The following is a 21,292-nucleotide window of genomic DNA, read 5'->3' on the forward strand; positions in this document are numbered from 1 at the left end:
CTATTCGATGTTCAGCTTACTGAGCTGCCAGACCCATCGAGCATCGTAACGTGTGTCCTGAAGGACTTTGTGGGCATCTCTCGGATAGACGATCCACAGGGGCCCCTTGTCGCGAACCGTCAGCAAACGATTATCGACTCGCATTGCAATGATGGGCTCGAACTGCAGGTCCTCCAACGGGACCATGCTGACATAATCGTTCAAGGCAGTGGCTCTCATCGCTTTGCCTTTCGCCCCTACCCGATCCAGGACCGCCCGCAGCGGGACGCCGTCGAAGACCTGCGGAACGTCCGACACTTCCGAGCGGGTGGTGATGGATGCGCGACCGATAGCTTCGAGCATCTCCTTGTCGAACTGCGCGCCCGCGGTGCTGTTCGTCTGCTCGATCTTTCCCGAAATCGTCAGGATCACCGGCCCCTTTGCCGGCGGCAAAGGCTCGGCTGCGTAGGACAGCGATCCCAATCCGACAAAAACGAAGAAGGACAAAAGAACGGCAGAGCGCAGCATGATTTCCTATTTCACGACAGATTATAATAGAACGTCGTCACCTTCCGCGATTTCATGCAAAAAATCCAGTACCGGCTGAGGGAAACGACGTATCGACTTCCCTTGAGATATTTTCCGTCTTTCCAGTGAAGCCGCCCGCTAGGTTCTGCGGAAAAGACTTTCGTTCAAGCAATGCTGAGATCGCGAGAGCGAACTTATCCAAAAAGACATTCGTTATCTCGAAGCGATCCGCTGTAATTCCCGTCGGACGCCAATGATACTCCGGTAGAACCCGGGAGGTTTCCCGACGATTTAACGCCCGCCTCTATCGGCGCCCTGTCGCAAGCTTTTCAAGCTTGGCGGGCGACGCTATAATGCATGCCACTTCAGGAAGGGCGCGACGCCCGACATTCCGCAAACGAGGAGCCCAATATGCGTAACTTCGTAACGACTCTGGTCGGGGCGGCCGTGCTTCTGTCCGCATTGCCCGCAGTCGCGAGCCCGATCCAGGGCCGTTATCTGCCACAGGTCGAGAAGGCTTATCCGAATGAAAGCTACGCGCAATATTATTACCGTCGTGGATATGCTCCCCGCCCCTATTACCGCGACGGGTATTATTACCGCCGTGACAATGGTGCGGCCGTCGCGGCCGGCGTTGCCGGGCTTGCGGCCGGCGCCCTGATCGGCGGCGCAATCGCGAGTCAGGCCCAGGCTCAGCCGGCCGCTCCTCCGCCTCCCGGTGTCGTCAACCCGCAGGTTGCCGCCTATTGCGCCCGCAAGTATCGTTCATACGATCCGGGAACCGGGACCTTCATGGCCAATAGCGGAATGCGCTACGTCTGCACCTATCCGTAAGCCCTGCGCTTCCCGCAAATCCAAAGCCCTGCCGCAATCCCGCGGCAGGGCTTTCTTCTGTCTGGACCCACGCCCGCCTTTACCTCGACGGGTCTCGCCTTAGAACAACGGCAGTGCGGTGGTTGCGTACCGCCGTTCCTGAAACCCAATGAACTTCTCTCACGCGAAAGGCTTCGATCGGCTCAATGGCTCAAGATTCTGAAATCGGCACGGTCATCCCTCCCGATGAGGCCGCCATCCTGACCTCCGGCAACATGACCGAGCTCGAGCTGGTTCTTCCGGATCTGGGCGAGAAGGAACTGCCGGAAATTGCGATCTTCCTGGTAGCCTGCGCCATGCGCTTCCACAGCGATCCCGACTTCGTGCAGGACCAACTGGAATGGCTTGTCAGGGCGCACGATTCCGAAGTGGACGAGGGCATGCGGCCCGATCAGCTGAGCTCCGCCAACGACGACTGACCCTTTCGGATCGGGGACGCTCGTTCATTCCATGAAGGCAACCGGCGTCCCCTTCTCCACCATCTTCGACAATTCTTCCACATCCCAGTTCGTCAACCGCACGCAGCCCTGCGAATAGGCCTTGCCGACCTTCTCGGGCGCGGGCGTGCCATGGATGCCGAAGGTCTCCACCGACAGGTCGATCCATGTGCTGCCGACCGGGTTGTTCGGTCCAGGCTTGATTTCGAACTTCTCCTTGGCCTTCACGCCCTTGAAAGCGTAGTCCGGGTTGTAGGTGTAGCTCGGGTTCGCCGCGACCGCGCGCACCGTGTGGTTTCCATCGGGAGCGGGCTTCTCATCGCTGCCGATGGAGGCCGGATACACCGCGATCACCTTGCCATCCTTGTCCAGCGCACGCAGGACGTGCTCGCTCTTGACGATCTCGATCTTGGCCACCTTTTCCTTTTTCTTAGCTTGATCGGCCTCGCCAGCGACATTCGCGACGAGGATGGATGAGCCGGCCTTGTCGAGGGGCTTGCCGGAATTGAGCGCCTTGAGCAGGTCTACATCCATGTGGAACTTCTCGGCCAGCAGTTCCTCCAGGCCTGAATAGCCGAGCCGATCGAGCTTTGCCTGATCCTCCATCTTGTCTGGGATCTCGAAGAAGGGGCCTTTCACATCCTCGGCCGCGATCTTGTATTCGACCAGCACCGGGTTGGCGGAGATCTCATTGAGCTTCGCCCAGACCGCCTCGTCGAGAGCGCCGTCAGGTTTGAGATCGTGCGCCTTCTCGAAGGCCTTGATTGCGTTCTTCAGGTTGTCGCCGTCATGACCGTCGATCACGCCCGGCGAGAAGCGCGCCCGGTCGAGCAGGACCTGCGCCTTGACGAGAACCGGGTCGATCTCCTTGCTCTTGCCGCCCTTCGCCGGCCAGGTCGCTCCATTCACGGAGTCCAGGTCCAATTTCGGGCCTTCGGCAAGAACGGAGCCCGTGAGCCCGACGAGCCCGAGAACGGCGTACGCAACAATTTTCATGGAAGTCTCCGGAAGCAAGGTCATGCAGGATAAAGTCATGCACGACAAAGCCGTGGCGGCTCGCCTGTTCCAGCAGGGCCTATTGGCAGATCCGATAATCGCCCTTTCGCTGCCGCAGATCGAGATGCAGATGATCGCCATGGGCAGCGTCGGATCCCGGCCCCAGCACCGTGTTGAAGATCGGACAGGCGCCTTTGCGAATGGCCATCTCGAAAGTGGCCTCTGGCGAATTCTCCCCGTGCTTGCCGATCGTCACCGGCGCCCGCTTCGCGAATTCGAGCCCCATCACGTCGAGCCCGTTGCCGAAGGCGTGCTCGCTCAGCTTCTCGCCGTTGCGCTGGTCCCGGCACTCGTAGGACGTGCCGATGAGAAGCCTGGTCGGCGCGCTCTGCAACTGACGCTCCGCTTCGGGGGTGACCACTTCCCCCATCCAGCGGGAAATGCCTTCCGCCGCGGGGCAGCCCATGAGCGATGCAGGCGCCACGCCGACGCCGTTCGGCAAGCCTGAGACAAGCACGGGGTTCTCGATCCCACAGCTTTTCTCCTGCACCGGAGGGCGGCTCTCGAATTTCAGTCCGAGCTGTTTCAAGCGGCCGAGACATGCCTCCTCGGCCCGTTCCTTTTCCGGGTCGACCTTTCGGGCGGCAACGCTTTCGTTCGGCAGCGGCTTCTCCGCCCGGGGTTCGGAAACAGAAGCGGGTAGGCGATCCGGCCGGGGCGGAGGCAAAGGCGGTGTCGGCTCCTGCGCCATGGCAACGGGGATCGCAGCGACAGCCACGAGGCCCGCCAAACACATCCTCCAGAGGCTCGTCGGACCCATACCTCCTCCAATTCTCAAGCTCGTCCCTTCCAATAACCCTCTTGAACCGAGGTTGAGTTCCATCTGCGCCATCTGGGCGCCTTGCTCTCTGAGCCAGACGCACCACAATCGAATGAACGGATGGAGGAGCCCGGATGAGGGCATTGTCGGTGACGGATATCGGTTCGGATAACAGCCTGTCGCTGGTCTCGGCGCTCAAGCACGAGCATGACAATTCCTGTACTAAACGCGTTGCCGAGCTGGTGGAGCGCGTGGCCCGGCTCAGGTCCGAGCTCGAGGAAGCCGAGACGGCCCTGGAATTCGAGAAGGCGCGCATGCCCATTCCCGGCGACTTCGTCCGCTGCCCCCTCACGAGCTTCTTCGGGCGCGTGACCAAGGTCGTTGCCCGGCCGAGCGGCCGCCCCTGGATCGAGATCGTCCCCTATCTCGGCCCGAATCTGCCCGGCCACTCATCGATGGATCTCTTCGACAGCTGGGAACTGATCGATCCCCCGTCAGCCGATTCCAAGGCGGACGAGGCCGATGCATCGCCCAAGCTTCCCACCATCGCTCCCTTCCTGCCCACACCGCGAGCGTTGCTCGGTGGGCCCGACGACGGAGACGACGTGGAGGCTTCGCTCAGGAGGCTCTGGGCATCGCCGAGGGGGATCTCGTCCTAGACGACGGACCTCTCCCCCGGGGCCACCTGCAACAATTCGAGTCATCTTGCGTTTGCCCTGCAGTTTCGCTGCCTGATGCAGCCTGCGAAGCCCTCGATGCGTGGCATCTGGAAGACGTGAGTTCCAAGCCTCTTCCCCCTTACCTGCCATCGCACGATCGTCCGTTCGAACAAGGGGACATGAGCCATGGCAGAGGAAGGGCAGAGCGTACGTCTTCAGGTCGCGAATGCCAGGCCTGACGATTCGGGCCGGGGCATCGCGCGCATCAGCCGTCAGGCGCTGGCCGAGATCGGCATGCAGGAAGGCCAGGCGATCGAGATCGTCGGCAAGCGTCACACCACCGCCATCGCCGTCACGCCCTATCCGGAGGACGAGGGGCTCAACATCATCCGCCTCGACGGCCTGCAGCGCGTCAATGCCGGGGTCGGCAGCGGCGATCATGTGGAGGTGAAGCGAGCCGAGGTTCGCCCCGCGACGCGGGTCGTGCTCGCGCCTGCTCAGAAGGGCCTGCGTCTTCAGGGTTCCGGCGATGCCCTGAAGCGCACCTTCCATCAGCGCCCGGTGACGGCGGGTGACGTGATTTCCACCTCTGTCTATTCGCAGCGCTCCGCCGATCCGAGAGTGCCGGAGGAGATGCGCGGCTTTCTCAACATCCCGGCCTACGGCCTGCAGGAGATCCGCCTCGTCGTGGTCTCGACCCAGCCGCGTGGCATCGTTCATCTGACGGCAGAGACCGAGATCGAGCTGCGCCCGCAGTTCGAGGAGCCGCGGGAGGCGCGCCGGGCCGATGTGACCTATGACGACATCGGCGGCCTCGGCAGCACCGTCGATCAGGTGCGTGAGATGGTCGAGCTGCCGCTGCGCCATCCAGAGCTCTTCCAGCGCCTTGGCATCGACCCGCCGAAGGGTGTGCTGCTCTATGGCCCTCCGGGCACCGGCAAGACCCGGCTGGCACGGGCGGTCGCCAACGAGACGGAGGCGCAGTTCTTCCACATCGCCGGTCCCGAGATCATGGGCCAGCACTACGGCGAATCCGAACAGCGTCTGCGGCAGGTGTTCCAGGAAGCGCAACAGAACGCCCCGGCGATCATCTTCATCGACGAGATCGACAGCATCGCGCCGAAACGCGAGGAGACGAAAGGCGAGGTCGAACGGCGCATCGTGGCGCAGCTCCTGACCCTCATGGACGGGTTGGAACCGCGCCAGAACATCGTGGTGATCGGGGCGACCAACCGGCGCGACGCCATCGACGAAGCTCTCCGAAGGCCAGGCCGCTTCGACCGGGAGATCGTCATCGGCGTACCGGACGAACCGGGACGCCGGGAGATCCTTGCCATCCACACCCGCGGCATGCCGCTGGCGGAGGATGTGAGCCTGGACGATATCGCGCGCACGACTTACGGCTTCGTCGGCGCGGATTTGGCCGCTCTCGCCCGCGAGGCGGCAATGGACTCCCTCCGCAGGGTCCTTCCAGGCATCAACCTTCGAGACGGCATTCCGTCGAACGTGCTCGAGAGTCTTCAGGTCACGCGGCAGGACTTTCTCAATGCCATGAAGCGCGTCCAGCCTTCGGCCCTGCGCGAGATCATGATCCAGGTGCCGAACGTGACCTGGGACGATATCGGCGGCGTCGAGGAAGCGCGCACGCGCCTGCGTGAGGGGGTGGAGCTTCCGCTCAAGAGCCCGGAATCCTTCAGCCGCCTCGGCATCCGCCCGGCCAAGGGCTTCCTGCTTTTCGGGCCGCCCGGAACCGGCAAGACCCTGCTCGCCAAGGCCGTCGCCCGCGAGGCGCAGGCCAATTTCGTCGCGACGAAATCCTCCGACCTCCTGTCAAAATGGTATGGCGAATCCGAGCAGCAGGTCTCCCGCCTTTTCGCCCGCGCCCGGCAGGTCGCCCCGACGGTGATATTCATCGACGAGATCGATTCCCTTGCTCCCATCCGCGGCGGTGGTCTCGGCGAGCCAGCCGTGACCGAACGGGTGGTCAACACGATCCTGGCCGAGATGGACGGCCTTGAGGAACTGCAGGGCGTCGTGGTCCTGGCAGCGACCAACAGGCCGAACCTGATCGATCCCGCCCTCCTCCGGCCCGGCCGCTTCGACGAACTGATCTACGTGCCGGTTCCCGACGCTCTCGGCCGCCGGCACATCCTCGGCATCCATACCAAGTCCATGCCGCTCGCACCCGACGTCGATCTCGATATGATCGCGGAGCGGACAAGCCGGTTCACGGGAGCCGACCTCGAGGATCTGACCCGCCGGGCCGGCCTCCTCGCGCTTCGGGAGTCGCTCGATGCACAGAACGTCACCATGGCGCATTTCGAGCAGGCTCTGCGGGAGACCCGGCCATCGGTCACGCCCGAGATGGAGCGGGAATATGAGGATATGGTGCGGACCTTGAAGCAGACGGGCCCGCAGCGTCAGCCCATCGGCTTCCTGCCGTTGCGACAGGCGGCGGAATAGGTATGCGGCGCTAATCTTCGTGGGACTTGGGTCATAAAAAAAGCGCGGGTCGTCAGACCCGCGCCCTTTCACGCAGCCGGCGCTTACTGGGCGCAGGCAAGCGGAATGCGCGTAGTCCGGGTGTTCGGGTCGAGGATCGTCCGGCACGGCACGCCGTTGAAATAACGGATCTCATGCGGAGCGGCATAGGGATCCGCCGCTAGACCCGGAGCCGGAGCAACCATCATCGGGCCGACCGGAGCGGGACCGATGCTGCCTGTCGTTACGACGTCGCTGCCGGTAACGGGTCCTACCATTCCGCTGACCTGGCCGGCGCACGCAATAGGAATGCGCGAATTCCGGTTACTTGGGTCCAGGATCGTCCGGCAGGGCACACCGTTGAAGTAACGGATCTCATGCGGAGCGGCGTCCGGGAAGAGAGAGCCGGGAGTACCGGAAATGGGCGATGGCTGAGCCGATGCGGTGCCAATGATGCCGAAAGCCATTAGACCGGCGCCGGCAAAAATCGCGAGCTTTTTCATGGATGCCTCCTGTGCGTTATTTCGACATGGCTCATCACCACGCGGACAGAGGCTAAACGCGGTCAGTGCTGATCGTTTCCCAACGTAATTTCACCACACAAGGTTGTGATTGTCGGACGGTCAAAAGCAAAGCTTATGGACCGCCAAGCTTCAAATCGTGAAAATATAAGGTATTGATGCCAAATGAACATGGTGCGAGACCATTTCATCGAGACTTCAGATCTTTAATAACCCTAGAGAACGCCTGTCTTGTTATGTCAAATATTGCTTAAACACTTTCAGAACAGAGCTCGAACGCGGCCCTCATCGTGCCGGATCCGGCGTAGACCGCGTGGCGAGCCATAATCCGCCGACGACGCCGGCCAGTCCCAGCAACACGCCGAGTGTAAAGGGCTCGCCGAGAATCCAGACGCCGAGGAGCGCCGCCGTCACGGGGCTAAGGGACAGGAAAACGGTCACCCGCGTCGGTGACGCATGCTTGAGCGCCCAAAGCCAGAGGACATAGGCGATGCCGCTCGACAGGCCGATGCAGATAACGACGGTCCAACCCTTCGGATCGAGGCGCGGCGGCTCCGTGAAGAGACCTTCCATCCCCGCGAGGCCTGAGAGAAACCCTACCGATGAAAGCATCGCCCAGAAGCCGACCGGCAGGGTGGGATAGCGTGCCAGATAAGGTCGGTAGAGCACGGAGCAGACGGCGCCGCAAAGCGCGGCCGTCAGCACTAGGACGGCGCCGAGCCATTCGCCTGACGCGCTCTCCGTCAACAGCCGCTCTCCCAGCGCGACGGCGACGCCGACGATGGTCAGCATAACTCCGGCGGCCTTCGTGCCGGTCAGATTCTCACGACCGAGAAGAGCTGCGATGACCATGGTCATCAGCGGGAACGTAGCGAACAGCAGCGCGGCACGGGTGGACGAGATGAAGTGGAGCCCGAGATTGAGCAGCGCGATGAGAATGCCGAACTGGACGATCCCCAGGGCTATCACGACAACCAGGTCGCGCGGGGCGAACCGCGTCCGCGCGCTCATCAGCAATGGCGAGATCAGGCAGAGAACGGCAACCGCATAGCGCAGGAAGGCCAGGGAAGCCGGGCCGATGTCATTGACCACGAAGCGCGTCGCCACCAGCGCCGCGCCGACCTGGATCCCGGTTGCCGCCGCGGCCGCCAATGCGAGGGTTTCCTGCCGCCTCAAAGGTCGAGATCCCAGGTCTGGCCGATGAGATCCTTGCCGAAGGAACGGTGCGCTTCTTCCTTCACCAGCCGGAACCCCGCCGCCTGATAGATCTTGCGCGCCGCTACGAGCACGTCGTTGGTCCACAGGGTCAGAGTCCTGTAGCTCTTCGCGCGCGCGAATGCGATGCACTCGTCGACGAGGCGGCCGCCGATACCGAGCCCCCGCGCCGACGGCTCGACATAGAGCAGGCGCAGCTTCGCGATCTCGTCCGAGTGATGCACGATGAAGACGCTGCCGACGACCTCCCCTTCCCGCTCGGCGATCCAGCAGCGCTCCCATTGCGGGTCGAAATTCTTGACGAAGGCGGCGGCGATCTCGGCGACAAGCGCCTCGAAGGTCTCGTCCCAACCGTATTCCTGGGCGTAGAGCAGCCCCTGACGGCGCGCGATCCAGCCGATGTCGCCAATCTGGTGAGAGCGCAGGATGTAGGGGATTGCCGGCTCCGGCGTATCGCCGATCAGATTCTGCACAATCTGCATGGCCCGCATCAGCTTCCGCCGCTCGCCGATGGACAGGTCCGACAGCATCGATGCGACCTGTGCGGCGGACGCCTGGTTCAGCGGTGCGAAAGCTTCATGTCCCGCATCGGTCAGCAACAGCAGCGCCTGACGCCGATCCCCTTCGAGGGCCATGCGCTCGATCAGGCCGCGCGTTGAAAAGCGTTTCAGGAGACGGCTGAGATAGCCCGCGTCGAGCCCGAGATCGCGCCCGAGATCGGCGGCGATGACGGGGCCGCGATGCGCCAGCTCGTAGAGCACCCGCGCTTCGGTGAGCGAGAACTCGCTTTCGAGAAGCCCTTCGCTCAGCAATCCGATCTGGCGAGTATAGAAGCGGTTAAAGCGACGGACTTGCTCGATCTCGTCGTCCGTCGGCAGCTGCGGCATGTGAGACATCGGCGCCTCCCTGGCGGACCAGAGTCAGGCATATTGTTGACCGAGTCAACTATTCATGGGCACTGGCAAGATATTTGGAACGCGGTAGCGTTTGGCGAAGTACTGCAACCCCTTGTCCGGTTCACGCGGTCATGGTCTCACGGGGACGAAAGGCCTGTCGCAGTCCTCTCTTAAGCCGCGGCTCCAGATGCGCGGCAACAATCCATGCCAGCATCGTCAGAGCGGCAATCGGCAGGATTGGATAGAGAAACATCGGCAGAGAGGGCGCGGCGACGCCGAGCTTAATAATCGTCGCAATCATAACGTTTTCATGAAGGAGATATAACGGGTAGCTCGCGAAGCCTACGATTAGCAGCCACTTCCAGCTCAACACGGATTGTACCGAGTCGCTGACCAAAGCCGCCGCAAAGAGGACCGTTACGAGCACCGCTGCGATCTGAGTTTCGATACCGCCCATTTCGGCCGCGCTCGCAAAGCCCAAGCCCAGCCCGCTGACGAGCCAGACCAACCGCTTATCCCTGACATAGAGGAAGAACAGCGCACCGGCCGCAAACCATCCATAATATTCAGCGCCGAGGAGCCCAAGTCCTTTTCCCAAGACTACCAGCAATGACGAAGAACCGGTCAAAAGATGAGTCGCAATGCTAAGCACGAAGAGGATGATCAAACCCCAGACGGCGATGGCTCGTCCAAGCACGAAGTAGATCAATCCAAAAACAACATAAAACTTCATTTCTACGTAAAGCGACCAGAACGCACCTTCCAGCGCACCTTGGTTTCCACCGATGAGTTTTTGCCAGATTGCCGGATCAATGAACGTCATCCCCGGCAGCAGGTCCCGCCACATCGGTTGGCCAAGAGGACGCTCAGGGAAAAGCGGCGCGGTTGCAAATATGATAGCTGAACAGATGAGCATCGCCGGGAAGAGCCGTAGCCATCTGCGGGCGAAGAATATTTTGAAAGATGCGCACTTTTCCAGCGTCATCAGGATGACGAATCCGGAAATGATAAAGAACAGATTTACGCCGATGAACCCAACCCTGAACAAGGGCACGCTTTGATACTGCTCACCGTACGGCACCAGGTCAGGCCATCGTGCGAAAGCATGAAAGAGCAAAACCAACAGAATGGCGACACCGCGCATTCCATCCAGGTATGCCAGCCGACCGCGGGGCTCATTGAGCATTCACCAGACCTTACCGTAGGCGAGCGCGCTATTCAGCCATGGGTGATCTGCGCGAGGCACGTCCAATCATGGCGCAGCCTTCACCGGCGGGAAACTGCGCAAACGTGGTAGCTAAAAGGTCTCGAAGACACATGCTTGAGATGATGCGGTGAGATTCCGCCACTGCCGAGATGTCGACGGATCACCCACCGGGATCGTTGCTGGCGATGACACGGATCTCGACAATGGCGCCCTCGCGCCTCAGACCGGCGACCTCGACGGCCGTCCAGGCCGGGTAAGGCTCGCTGAAGCATTCGAGGCGGATTGCATCGAACAGGTCGAAATGATCGCGCAACCCGACATGATAGGTCGTCATTTCGACAACCGACCGAAACGTCAGGCCGCCCGCGCGCAGGACCAAGCCGATCTTCTCGAAAGCGTTTCTGATCTGAGTTTCGGGGTCACCTGGCATATGCCCCTGCGCATCGCTTCCCGTGACCCCGGTCAGGAAAACGTGGTCGCCGGATACGATGGCCGGAGACATCTTCAATTGCTCGGCCGCAGCCCGAAATTCCGGCGGAACGATTGCACGCTTGGTCAAGAGGCACCTCACGAAGCAAAGGATGCCCGGTCAGGGCGCCGCGTCGATCGACAGGCGCCCTTCGTGGATGGCGTGGCAGGCCACTCCCCCGATCAGCGGCGGAATTTCGGCCCGGCAGCGATCGTTCGCGAAAGGACAGCGCGGGTTGAAGGTGCAGCCGGTGGGCGGATTGATCGGGTTCGGGATCTCGCCCTTCACGGGGATGCGCTGGCGACCGGTCATGCCCACGTCCGGCACCGCATCGAGGAGCATGCGGGTATAGGGGTGCTTGGGCTGCGCGAAAAGCTCGCGGCCGTGGGAGATCTCGACGATCCGGCCGAGATACATCACGCCGATGCGGCTCGCCATGTGGCGCACCACGGCGAGGTTGTGGCTGATGAACAGATAGGTCAGGCCGAGCCGGTCCTGCAAATCGCGCATCAGGTTCAGGATCTGCGCCTGCACGGAGACGTCGAGGGCCGAGGTCGGCTCGTCGCAGACGATGAACTCCGCGTTGGACGCAAGCGCGCGGGCGATGGCGATGCGCTGGCGCTGACCGCCGGAGAACTCGTGCGGATACTTCTTGCCGTCCGCCGGATGCAGGCCGACCAGCGACAGCAATTCGCCGACGCGGGCGGTGATGTCCTTCTCGCCGTCGATCAGGCGGAAGGCGCGGATCGGCTCGGCGACGATGCGGTCCACCTGCCAGCGCGGATTGAGACTCGCGTAGGGATCCTGGAAGATCATCTGGATGCGCCGCCTGAGGCGCTGGCGCTCAGTGATATCGGCCCTGCTCGACATCGACACGCCGTCGATCGACACCTCACCGCCGGAGGGCGGCAGCAGACCGACCACCATGCGCGCCACCGTCGACTTGCCGGAGCCGGATTCGCCCACGAGCGCGAAGGTCTCGCCCCTGTCGATGGCGAAGGATACGCCATCGACCGCCTTCAGATACTGCTTCTCGCCGCCTTCCAGCACCCTGTTGAGCCATGGCTTGGAGACGTCGAAGACGCGGCGCAGGTCTTTGACTTCGACAAAAGGACGCTCGGTCACGCGACGGCCTCCGACCGGACGTTGGATTGATCGTAAAGATGGCAGGCGACGCGATGCTCGCTGCGCTGGACCGGTTCCGGCCGCTCGACGCGGCAGCGGTCGAAGACATAAGGGCAGCGCGGGTTGAAGGCGCAGCCGGGCGGAATGGCAGACAGGCGCGGCATGGAGCCCGGGATCTGCACGAGGCGCGCCGCATCGCTTTCGAGCGAAGGAATCGCGCCCATGAGGCCCTTGGCGTAAGGGTGCAGCGGGTTCTGCACCACGTCGCGCACGGGCCCGATTTCCGCGATGCGGCCGGCATACATCACGGCCACCCTGTCCGCGGTCTCGGCGATAACGCCCATGTCGTGGGTGACCAGCATGATCGCCGTTCCGTGCTCGCGTCCGAGCCGTTTCAGGAGCGCGATGATCTGCGCCTGCACCGAGACGTCGAGCGCCGTCGTCGGCTCGTCGGCAATGATGAGCTCCGGCTCGGCGCACAAGGCCAATGCGATCACCACGCGCTGGCGCATGCCGCCGGAGAACTCGTGCGGATAGCTGTCGATGCGCCTCTCCGGCGCGGGAATGCCAACTTCGGTCAGAAGTTCGATGGCGCGCTTGCGGGCGCCCGAGGCGGAAAGACCAGTATGGGTGCGGATGGTCTCGATCAGCTGCTCGCTGATCCGGAACAGCGGATTGAGGCTGGTCAGCGGGTCCTGGAAGATCATGCCGATGCGCTTGCCGCGCACCTTTCGCATCTCGTCCGGCGGCAGGTTGTCGATGCGACGTCCCGACAGCCTGATCTCGCCACCGGCGATCCGCCCGGGCGGATCGATGAGGCCGATCACCGCCGAACCCGTTACGGACTTGCCGGCACCGGATTCGCCCACGACGCCGAGCACCTCGCCCTTGGCGATGTCGAAGGAGATACCGTCGATGGCCTTCAGAATCCCGCGCCGCGTGACGAACTCGACGCGCAGGTCCCGGACGGAGAGGACTGGTTCTGTCATGACAGTTTTCTCTCTCATCGCAGCTTCGGATTGAGCGCGTCGCGCAGCCAGTCGCCGACGAGGTTGATGGCGAGCACGAGGAGCGCCAGCGCGATGCCCGGGAAGGCGACGATCCACCATTCGCCGGAGAACAGGTAGTTGTTGCCGATGCGGATCAGTGTGCCGAGCGACGGCATGGTCTCCGGCATGCCGGTGCCGAGGAAGGACAGGGTCGCCTCGGTGATGATCGCCAGCGCCAGGTTGATGGTGGCGATGACGAGCACGGGTCCGAGCACATTGGGCAGGACGTGCCGGAACATGATGACCGGCGCCGGCAGGCCGATGAGGCGGGCTGCGGCGATGTAATCCTTGTTCTTCTCCACCATCACCGAGCCGCGCACGGTGCGCGCATATTGCACCCAGAAGCTCAGGCCGATGGAGAAGACGAGCACAGAGAGCGTCGTCGCGCCGTCGAGCTGGCCGCCGAGCACGGACTTGACCACGCCGTCGACGAGAAGCGCGATCAGGATCGCCGGAAAGGTCAGCTGCACGTCGGCGATGCGCATGATGACCGCATCGACGCTGCCGCCGACATAGCCGGCGATCAGGCCGAGCGTGATGCCGAGGGTCGCCGAGAAGGCGACCCCGAGGAAGCCGACGGCGAGCGAGATCCGCAGACCGTAGAGAATGGCCGAGAAGATGTCGCGGCCCTGCTCGTCGGTGCCGAGCATGAAGGGCATCTGGCCTTCCGCGTCCCAGATCGGCGGCAGGCGGCTGTTCATCAGCTCGAGCTGCGCGGGATCGAACGGATCCTGCGGTGAGAGAAGGCCGGCCAGGACCGCCGCCGCCATGAACATTGCGGTCAGGAAGGCCGCGGCCATGGTTAGCTTGGATCGCTTGAAGCTCGCCCAGACGTCGCTGTCGAGGAACCGGCCGCCCCAGGTCGTCGGTTGGGAGGCCTGCACCGCTTCGATTGCTTCTGCCATGTTCCCCTCCTCAGGCCGGCTGCCGGATGGACGTTCTCAGACGGGGATCGACGATCGTGTAGAGGATGTCGACGGCGAGATTGATCACGACGAAGATCAGCGCGACCAGCATGAGGTAGGCCGCCATGATCGGGATATCGACGTTCTGCACGGCCTGGACGAAGAGCAGACCCATGCCGGGCCACTGGAACACGGTCTCGGTGATGATGGCAAACGCGATCACCGAACCGAACTGCAGACCGACGACCGTGATGACCGGGACCAGCGTGTTCTTGAGCGCGTGCCGGAAATGGACGGCGCGGGTGGTGAGCCCCCTCGCCCGCGCGAACTTGATGTAATCCGTGCGCAGCACTTCGAGCATCTCGGCGCGCACGAGACGCATGATCAGCGTCATCTGGAACAGGCCGAGCGTCACGGAGGGCATGATCAGCGCCTTGAGGCCCGATACGGTGAGAAGACCGGTCGTCCACCAGCCGAGGCGCACGGTGTCGCCGCGGCCGAAGGACGGGAGCCAGCCGAGCGTGACTGAGAACAGATAGATCAGCAGAATGCCGATCAGAAAGGTCGGGAGCGAGATGCCGATCAGCGAGATGGTCTGAAAGAGCTTCGCGAGCGCACTGTCGCGTTTCAGGCCGGAATAGACCCCCATCAGCACGCCGAATCCGGTGGCGAAGAGCGTGGCGCAGATGGCGAGCTCGAGAGTGGCCGGCATGCGCTCCGCCAGAAGATCCGAAACGGGCTGCCGGAACTGATAGGAGATGCCGAAATTGCCCTGGGCGGCCTGCACGAGATAGCGCGCGAACTGCACGGGGACGGGGTCGTCGAGACCGAGGGAGCGACGCACCTGCTCGCGCTCGGCAGCGGGGGTATCGAGGGAGACGATCTGGTTAACCGGATCGCCGGCAAAGCGGAACATCGCAAAGGAAATGATCCCGACGGCCAGAAGAACGCCGATGGCCTGGAGGGCTCGTCGGATGATGAAAGCGAACATGCACAATCTCTTGATCGCTTCGCCGCGGATGCACCATGCAGCCCGCGACGTTCGAAAAAATTGTCCCGGGCAGAGAACTGCCCGGGACGAGCGATCAGGCGCGGACTATTCCTTCTTCTGCGCCCAGTAGAAGAGCACCTGGTTGTCGGCGCGCTGGACCATCGTCACCTTGTTGGAGACGCCCCAGGCAAGAGCCTGCTGGTGCAGCGGGATATAGCCGTACTCGTCGAAGGTGGTCTGGAAGGCTTCCTTGATCATCTGGTCGCGCTTTTCCTTGTTGCTCTCGACCAGGATCTTGTCGGTCAGCTCGTCATGCTGCTTGTTGCAGAAATTGCCGAGGTTCGACTCGCCGCGCGACGAATTGGGGTCGTTGCGGCAGCCTTCGATATCGAACAGCACGTTGTGGCTGTCGAAGGTGCCCGGCGTCCAGCCCAGCAGGTAGAACGAGGTGTTGTAATTGCCCGATTTCAGCACCTTGCCGAAGTACTGGGCCTTCGGCTGCGCCATCAGGTTCACTTTGACGCCGGCGCGGGCGAGCATGCCGACCACGGCCTGACAGATCGCCTCGTCATTGACGTAGCGGTCGTTCGGGCAGTCCATTCCGACCTCGAAGCCGTTCGGGTAACCCGCATCGGCCAGGAGCTTCTTGGCTCCGTCGACGTCGTATTTCGGACGCACGAAATCACCTGCGCGGCTGAAGAGCTGCGGCGCAATCATCAAAGCCGCCGGCGTGGACATGCCGCGCATGACTCGGGACTTGATGGTCTCGATATCGATGGCCTTGTAGAAAGCCTCGCGCACGCGCTTGTCCTTGAACGGGTTCTTGCCCTTCACGTTCGAGAACAGAAGCTCGTCGCGGGTCTGGTCGAAGCCGAGGAAGATCGTGCGTAGCTCGGGGCCTGCCAGCACCTTGGCATTCGCCGTGCCGTTGACGCGCTGGACGTCTTGCAGCGGAACCGGCTCGATCACGTCCACTTCGCCGGAGAGCAATGCTGCGACGCGGGTGGCATCGGATGCGATCGGGGTGAACACGATCTCGTCGAGGTTATGTTCGACCTTGCCCCACCAATCCTTGTTGGGCTTGAAGACGGTCTTCACCCCCGGCTGGTGGCTTTCGATCTTGAACGGGCCGGTGCCGTTGGCGTTCAGGGAGGAGAAGCTCGGGGTCGTCGCGGCGGCCGGCGTCGGCGCGACGCTGTTGTTTGCCTCCGACCATTCCTTGTCCATGATGTACCAGGTATCCCACTGGGCATTCATGATCGGGTTCGGCGACTTCAGCTTCACGTCGACGGTGTAGTCGTCGACCTTCACCCATTCGGAACCGCTCGGAACGCGGGTCTGGAAGTTCGACCCCGGAGCCCGCACGCGGGTGGCCGAGAAGATCACGTCGTCGGCGTTGAACGGGTTGCCGTTGTGGAACTTCACGTTCTTGCGCAGGAAGAGGCGCCAAGTCATGCCGTCTTCGCTGATTTCCCAGCGCTCGGCGAGACCGGGCTCGATGGCAAGATCCTTGCCACGCTTCGTCAGGCCCTCAAAGACGTGCCCGTGATGGGCGATCGTGGTGGTCTCGTTGAGGGTATAGGGATCGAGCGATTTGAGGTCGCCCTGGTTGGCATAGCGCAGGGTCACGGCCATCGCCGGTACGGCGGCGCCGGCCATGAGCGTCGCAACCGTCGCGACAAGAAATTTCGAACGGATGGTCATCTGTGTCTTTCTCCTCTGGAAGCCCACGTCTGTGCGCGGTGTTCTTTCTTCTCGGAAGCCCGGATCATTGCCGCGTTCCTTCCGCCGGGCATGAAGTTAGGCAGGAAAGTGGCCGACGGTCCAGCCCCGACTTGGGCCAACTTGCTCAGCAATTAGGCACAGAGATCCCCGATCAGCCGGCGCAGGACCCGCTCGCCGGCTTCGAATTCGCCGATCTCGAGATATTCGTCCGGCTGATGCGCCTGGGCGATGTCCCCCGGCCCGCAGACCACGGTCGACCAGCCGACCCGCTGGAACAGGCCGGCCTCCGTGCCGTAGGCGACCACATGTGTCCCGTTGTCGCCGGTGATCCGCCGCATCAGGCGCTCGGCGGCGCCCTCCGTTTCCGGCCTGAGTCCCGGAACCTCGGCGACCAGCTCGACCGCAACCCCGGTCTCAGGCGCGATCGCCTTCATCCGCGGCTCGACGATATCGCGGATATAGGCCTTGTAGCGCTCCACGTAGTCGAGTGGGCTCTCGGTCGGGATGGCCCGGATGTCGGTGGAAAACCACGCCGAGGACGAGACCACATTGGCGGCGCTGCCGCCCGCAACCACGCCGCAATGCAGCGTCGTATAGGGCGGCTCAAAAGGATCGTTGAGATCGGCCCGGCGACGGTTCTCCTCCATCACGTCGTCGTGCCAGGCGATAAGGCGGGCGGCATTCATGACCGCGCTCACGCCCCGGTCGATTCGGCTCGAATGAACGGCATACCCTGTCACCTGCGTGCGCAGCTGCACCGAGGCCTTGTGGCCCGTGACGACCGCATGACGGGTCGGCTCGCCGACGATCACGGCGGATGGGGTCGGGACCGAACCCGCCATCTCGCGCACCATCGAGGGTGCGCCCCGGCAGGCGATCTCCTCGTCGTAGGACAGGGCGATGTGAACCGGCCGCTTGAGCGGCGCCCGCACCATCTCGGGCACCAGCGCCAGGACGAGAGCGTCGAAGCCTTTCATGTCGGCCGTACCGCGGCCGTAGAGGCGGCCGTTCTTCTCCGTGAGCGTCCAGGGATCGGTCGACCAGTTCTGGCCTTCCACCGGCACCACGTCCGTGTGGCCGGACAGCACGATTCCGCCTTCGACCTGCGGCCCGATGGTGGCGTAGAGATTGGCCTTGTCGCCCTCGGGGCTCATGACGAGCCGGCTCTCGACTCCCTGGCTTTGCAGCCACTCCTGGCAGAACCCGATGATATCGAGATTGCTGCTGGTCGAAACGCTCGGGAAGGCAATCAGACGCGCGAGCATTTCGCGGGGGGACAGGGACATCGAGGTCTTCTCCTTGGTTGCGCCCGAGCATCCGATCCCATCGAACCTGCGGTCAAGCTGTTTTATCGGCGTCCTATCCGATCGCACCCGTTGACGGAGCAGACCGCGCACCATCATGATCGACCGCAGATAACGACGTACCTCGCCCAACGCGCTAGAAGGTCGAGACCGGCAAACTTCCGTATCGGAAACCGTCTTACTTTCGAATGCAAAGCCTCAGCCGAATGGACATCACCATGACTGCCTTTGACGTGACGCTCTCTGACATCGAAGCGGCCCGCGACCGCGTCGCCGGACGCATCAGGCGGACGCCCGCCTTCGAGAGCACGGAAGTCTCGGCGCGTCTCGGTCGGCGCACGGCGCTGAAGATGGAGGCGCTGCAGCTCGCGGGATCGTTCAAGGTCCGCGGCGTCTTCAACAAGGTGCTGACGCTCAGCGAAGAAGAGCGCGGGCGCGGCCTCGTCACCGTCTCGGGCGGCAATCACGCCATCGCGGTCGGGCGGGTCGCCGGAACCCTCGGCCTCGATGCGCTCGTGCTGATGCCGAAGGTGACGCCCCGGTTCAACATTGAGCTGACCACGAAATACGGCGCCCGGGTGGAGCTCTGCGACGATGCTTCGGAAGCCTTCGCGAAGGCGGAGGAATACCAGAACCGCGGCCGGCTCTTCGTCCACCCCTACGACGATCCGGCGATCATCGCCGGACACGGCACGCTCGGGCTCGAGTTCCTGGACGACATTCCCGACCTCACCCACGTCTTCGTGTCCATCGGCGGCGGCGGGTTCATGTCGGGCGTAGCATCCGCTCTCAAGGCCAAGCGTCCGTCCCTGACCGTGTACGGCGTCGAGACCACGGGCGCGCAGACCATGACGGAAGCCCTCAAGGCCGACCGGCCGGTCACGATCCGGCCGACTTCGATCGCCCGCACACTGGGCGCCCCGTTTGCCACGCACCGGACGCTCGCCGCCGCGAAGCTTTTCCTCAAGGAAATCGTTCTCGTCGAGGACGAACCGGCGATTGCGGACCTGAGCTGGATTCTTCAGACCGAGAAGCTGCTCTGCGAGCCGGCGGCAGCCTGCGTCCTCACCGCGGCCCAGAGAATCGCGCCGTCCTTGCCGGAAGACAGCGTGATCGGCCTCGTGCTGTGCGGCTCGAACGTATCTCTGGACGACGTCGACGCCTGGCGGCGTCAGGACGCTGCGTCGTAGGAGCATGGGGCGGGAGACCTATTCTTCTCCCGGGCGCCGATGGCGTCTCCGACCCATCCTCAAACGGTTCCAGATGGCGGAGTGTGCTTTATCCCCAAAATCACGCATGATGACGAAGCTTCACCGCGCGCTCGCCTTCATCGAGGTGCGTTCGGCGTCCTCGAGCTTCTCCAGCAGCATCGCCAGGTGGCGGGGATGCTCCTCCTTGAGGACATCGGCATACATCCCCTTCAGAAAATGCCCGACCATCGAGGCAGTATGGCTTGGCGGGAGTTCAAGAGTATTGGGGAGCCGCAGCCCCCGGAAATGTTGATCTTCGATCGCCACGGCGAGGCTCCGTTTGCCCGCCATTCCCCTTGTCCGTTGGTGAGCCAACCCGCTCGAGCAGATCGGGTTTCAGCGTAGCTGCCAGATCTCAGTCATTGGATTTGCCGGCGGCTTTCCTGAGAGCGGCATTGATGCGGTCCTGCCACCCCGGTCCACCCTCCTGGAAGAACTCGAGCACATCCTGGTCGATGCGCAGGGCGACGGTCTCCTTCACGCCTGGGATCGCGGCAGCTTTTGGCGGTCCCTCGACGGGCTTCGCCGCTGGCTTCCTGAAAACGGCCTCGGCAGCCTTCATCGGATCGCTCGGACGCCTTCCGCCTGGTGGTCTGGACATCACTTCTCTCCCCAACCTGTCCTGCCGTGGGCTCTTCACGCCTTCGTCAGACATCCAACCTAGCGGAATGAGGCAATCGTCGCATCACCAGAAGTAGGAGACGCTATAGGCTAGAATGCCGGCCACGACGAGAATGGCAGCGGTCTTCCAGTGTTTCTGTATGTGCTGATGCAGAGTCATTCCGTTCCTACCTTACTCGCTAGGCTTCTCAAAACTCGCATTTAGAACGTGGAGGCTCCGGTCGAGGTGAGGACAGGCTGGATCATCAGCGAGAGCACAACTCACAGTCAAGAAGCGATCGATCATCGATCCGCCCCTGAGATTTTCTCCATGCGCAGGTGGAATCCGGCCTTCTGCAAGGACGGATTATGAAGCGCTCGCGATTTTACGGAAGATCAGATCATCGGAATCCTGCGAAAGCAGGCCGGGTCTGCTAGAACTCTTGATTTCTCAAAGAGGTTTAATGGTCGGAGCGAGAGGATTTGAACCTCCGACCCCTAGTCCCCCAGACTAGTGCGCTAACCGGGCTGCGCTACGCTCCGACTGCCGAAAGGCTTGGATGCTCTAACTTTTTAAGGCCGGTCGCGCAACCCTGAAATTCGGTTTGAGCGATAAACAGCCCCTATCGAGGGGCTGCCTAACGTTAAGCTCAGAAAGTGGATGCCTCGCTTCACGTACAACCTCGCGAAAGAGGATTAAAGATCGGCAATGAAGAAGTCTGCGGCAGACATCTTCCGCCCTGCTCCCAATTTGACGACCGGAACGGCTTCCTTCGCGCCGCTCCCATCGGAATAATAATAAACAATACCGTTCTTGGGGTTGTAAATGATGCGATCATTACTGTCGTGCGCCTTCGCGCCCTGCCAGAAAGCGCTTGCCTTCATCCAGTCATTGGTTTTGCCGGTACCCTTGAAGATAGAATCCGCTAAGAGAATCGAGTCATACTTCTTATTGTAATCTGTAATGACGTCGACGTTCGCGTTGTCGGGATTTGCATCAAAAACGAACCTGTCGAAGCCTGCTCCACTCGTGAGAGTGTCGCGACCGGTCCCTCCAGAAAGAAAGTCGTCGCCACCGCCGCCAAAGATCCGGTCATTGCCGCCTTCACCCCAGAGGCCGTTCCAGCGATTGTCTCCATATATAGTATCGTTACCTTTGGTCCCGAACGCGTCTTCGCTCTTCTTGTTTTCAACTCGAATGACGGCCATCTGAAATCCTCCACTGAGAATGCGAACCTTAAGTTCGCCAACTTTGATGCGCC

The 21,292-nt window shown here is 62.4% G+C and carries 22 protein-coding genes and 1 tRNA gene; 5 read left to right on the top strand and 18 right to left on the bottom strand.

All coding sequences use genetic code 11. The annotated features are described in order from the left end of the window. Positions 1-507 (bottom strand): putative pterin-binding protein, encoded by a 507-nt coding sequence (locus tag BB934_RS01355; protein WP_099508031.1) that lies wholly within the window; start codon positions 505-507, stop codon positions 1-3. Between the two features lie 411 nt (positions 508-918). Here BB934_RS01355 and BB934_RS01360 point away from each other — a divergent pair, with 411 nt between their 5' ends. Next, entirely contained in the window at positions 919-1,341 is a 423-nt protein-coding gene (locus tag BB934_RS01360) for a BA14K family protein (RefSeq protein ID WP_099508032.1), read from the top strand. A 185-nt stretch (positions 1,342-1,526) separates the two neighbouring features. Next, complete coding sequence (locus BB934_RS01365; protein ID WP_099508033.1) at positions 1,527-1,799, top strand: hypothetical protein; 273 nt, start codon at positions 1,527-1,529, stop codon at positions 1,797-1,799. A 24-nt stretch (positions 1,800-1,823) separates the two neighbouring features. Here the strand turns inward: BB934_RS01365 and BB934_RS01370 are convergent, their stop codons facing one another. Next, positions 1,824-2,813 carry a L,D-transpeptidase family protein gene (locus BB934_RS01370; protein WP_099508034.1) on the bottom strand — a complete coding sequence of 330 codons (990 nt, stop codon included), beginning with the start codon at positions 2,811-2,813 and terminating at the stop codon, positions 1,824-1,826. Positions 2,814-2,892: 79 nt separating this feature from the next. Then, positions 2,893-3,603, bottom strand: a complete 711-nt coding sequence (locus tag BB934_RS01375) for an extensin-like domain-containing protein (RefSeq protein WP_157933959.1) — start codon at positions 3,601-3,603, stop codon at positions 2,893-2,895. A gap of 164 nt (positions 3,604-3,767) precedes the next feature. Here BB934_RS01375 and BB934_RS01380 point away from each other — a divergent pair, with 164 nt between their 5' ends. Both BB934_RS01380 and BB934_RS01385 read left to right on the top strand, forming a co-directional pair. Further along, entirely contained in the window at positions 3,768-4,292 is a 525-nt protein-coding gene (locus BB934_RS01380) for a hypothetical protein (RefSeq protein WP_157933960.1), read from the top strand. A gap of 186 nt (positions 4,293-4,478) precedes the next feature. Next, the gene (locus BB934_RS01385) at positions 4,479-6,755 is read left to right on the top strand and encodes a CDC48 family AAA ATPase (protein WP_099508037.1); all 2,277 of its coding nucleotides are present in this window, start codon (positions 4,479-4,481) and stop codon (positions 6,753-6,755) included. Between the two features lie 83 nt (positions 6,756-6,838). On the opposite strand, the gene BB934_RS01390 is transcribed toward BB934_RS01385, so the two are convergent. From BB934_RS01390 to argE, 11 genes are all read right to left on the bottom strand, one after another. Then, positions 6,839-7,276, bottom strand: a complete 438-nt coding sequence (locus BB934_RS01390) for a hypothetical protein (RefSeq protein WP_099508038.1) — start codon at positions 7,274-7,276, stop codon at positions 6,839-6,841. Positions 7,277-7,579: 303 nt separating this feature from the next. Beyond that, on the bottom strand, positions 7,580-8,470 hold the full coding sequence (locus BB934_RS01395; RefSeq protein WP_173909411.1) for a DMT family transporter: 891 nt from the start codon (positions 8,468-8,470) through the stop codon (positions 7,580-7,582). Further along, positions 8,467-9,405, bottom strand: a complete 939-nt coding sequence (locus tag BB934_RS01400; protein ID WP_099508040.1) for a bifunctional helix-turn-helix transcriptional regulator/GNAT family N-acetyltransferase — start codon at positions 9,403-9,405, stop codon at positions 8,467-8,469. Before BB934_RS01400 ends, BB934_RS01395 begins: the two co-directional genes overlap by 4 nt. Positions 9,406-9,526: 121 nt before the next feature. Next, positions 9,527-10,549: an acyltransferase family protein gene (locus BB934_RS01405; protein WP_157933961.1), complete on the bottom strand. Its 1,023-nt coding sequence runs from the start codon at positions 10,547-10,549 to the stop codon at positions 9,527-9,529. A gap of 223 nt (positions 10,550-10,772) precedes the next feature. Then, positions 10,773-11,171 (bottom strand): RidA family protein, encoded by a 399-nt coding sequence (locus BB934_RS01410; RefSeq protein ID WP_210422124.1) that lies wholly within the window; start codon positions 11,169-11,171, stop codon positions 10,773-10,775. A gap of 30 nt (positions 11,172-11,201) precedes the next feature. Then, positions 11,202-12,206, bottom strand: coding sequence for an ABC transporter ATP-binding protein (locus tag BB934_RS01415; RefSeq protein WP_099508042.1), 1,005 nt, complete (start codon positions 12,204-12,206; stop codon positions 11,202-11,204). Beyond that, positions 12,203-13,195 (bottom strand): ABC transporter ATP-binding protein, encoded by a 993-nt coding sequence (locus BB934_RS01420; RefSeq protein WP_099508043.1) that lies wholly within the window; start codon positions 13,193-13,195, stop codon positions 12,203-12,205. Before BB934_RS01420 ends, BB934_RS01415 begins: the two co-directional genes overlap by 4 nt. A 14-nt stretch (positions 13,196-13,209) precedes the next feature. After that, on the bottom strand, positions 13,210-14,160 hold the full coding sequence (locus BB934_RS01425; RefSeq protein WP_099508044.1) for an ABC transporter permease: 951 nt from the start codon (positions 14,158-14,160) through the stop codon (positions 13,210-13,212). A 10-nt stretch (positions 14,161-14,170) separates the two neighbouring features. Further along, positions 14,171-15,151 (bottom strand): ABC transporter permease, encoded by a 981-nt coding sequence (locus BB934_RS01430; protein WP_099508045.1) that lies wholly within the window; start codon positions 15,149-15,151, stop codon positions 14,171-14,173. A gap of 105 nt (positions 15,152-15,256) precedes the next feature. Continuing rightward, a complete protein-coding gene (locus BB934_RS01435) occupies positions 15,257-16,855 on the bottom strand; it encodes an ABC transporter substrate-binding protein (protein ID WP_099508046.1) in 1,599 nt (532 codons plus the stop codon). Positions 16,856-17,007: 152 nt separating this feature from the next. Continuing rightward, the gene (gene argE, locus BB934_RS01440; protein ID WP_099512578.1) at positions 17,008-18,162 is read right to left on the bottom strand and encodes an acetylornithine deacetylase; all 1,155 of its coding nucleotides are present in this window, start codon (positions 18,160-18,162) and stop codon (positions 17,008-17,010) included. A 236-nt stretch (positions 18,163-18,398) separates the two neighbouring features. Between argE and BB934_RS01445 the strand changes: the two genes are divergently transcribed. After that, entirely contained in the window at positions 18,399-19,370 is a 972-nt protein-coding gene (locus BB934_RS01445; RefSeq protein WP_157933962.1) for a threonine ammonia-lyase, read from the top strand. 120 nt (positions 19,371-19,490) lie between these two features. On the opposite strand, the gene BB934_RS01450 is transcribed toward BB934_RS01445, so the two are convergent. The 4 genes from BB934_RS01450 to BB934_RS46715 all read right to left on the bottom strand — a co-directional run bounded on the left by BB934_RS01450 (position 19,491) and on the right by BB934_RS46715 (position 21,239). Beyond that, a complete protein-coding gene (locus BB934_RS01450; RefSeq protein WP_157933963.1) occupies positions 19,491-19,697 on the bottom strand; it encodes a hypothetical protein in 207 nt (68 codons plus the stop codon). An 88-nt stretch (positions 19,698-19,785) separates the two neighbouring features. Further along, entirely contained in the window at positions 19,786-20,031 is a 246-nt protein-coding gene (locus BB934_RS01455) for a BrnA antitoxin family protein (RefSeq protein ID WP_099508049.1), read from the bottom strand. A gap of 464 nt (positions 20,032-20,495) precedes the next feature. Further along, a tRNA-Pro gene (locus BB934_RS01460) sits at positions 20,496-20,573 on the bottom strand. A gap of 153 nt (positions 20,574-20,726) precedes the next feature. Then, on the bottom strand, positions 20,727-21,239 hold the full coding sequence (locus BB934_RS46715) for a calcium-binding protein (RefSeq protein ID WP_157933964.1): 513 nt from the start codon (positions 21,237-21,239) through the stop codon (positions 20,727-20,729). Positions 21,240-21,292 lie beyond the last annotated feature (53 nt).

Origin of the sequence: Microvirga ossetica, assembly GCF_002741015.1 — a bacterium.
Classification (GTDB): Bacteria; Pseudomonadota; Alphaproteobacteria; order Rhizobiales; family Beijerinckiaceae; genus Microvirga; species Microvirga ossetica.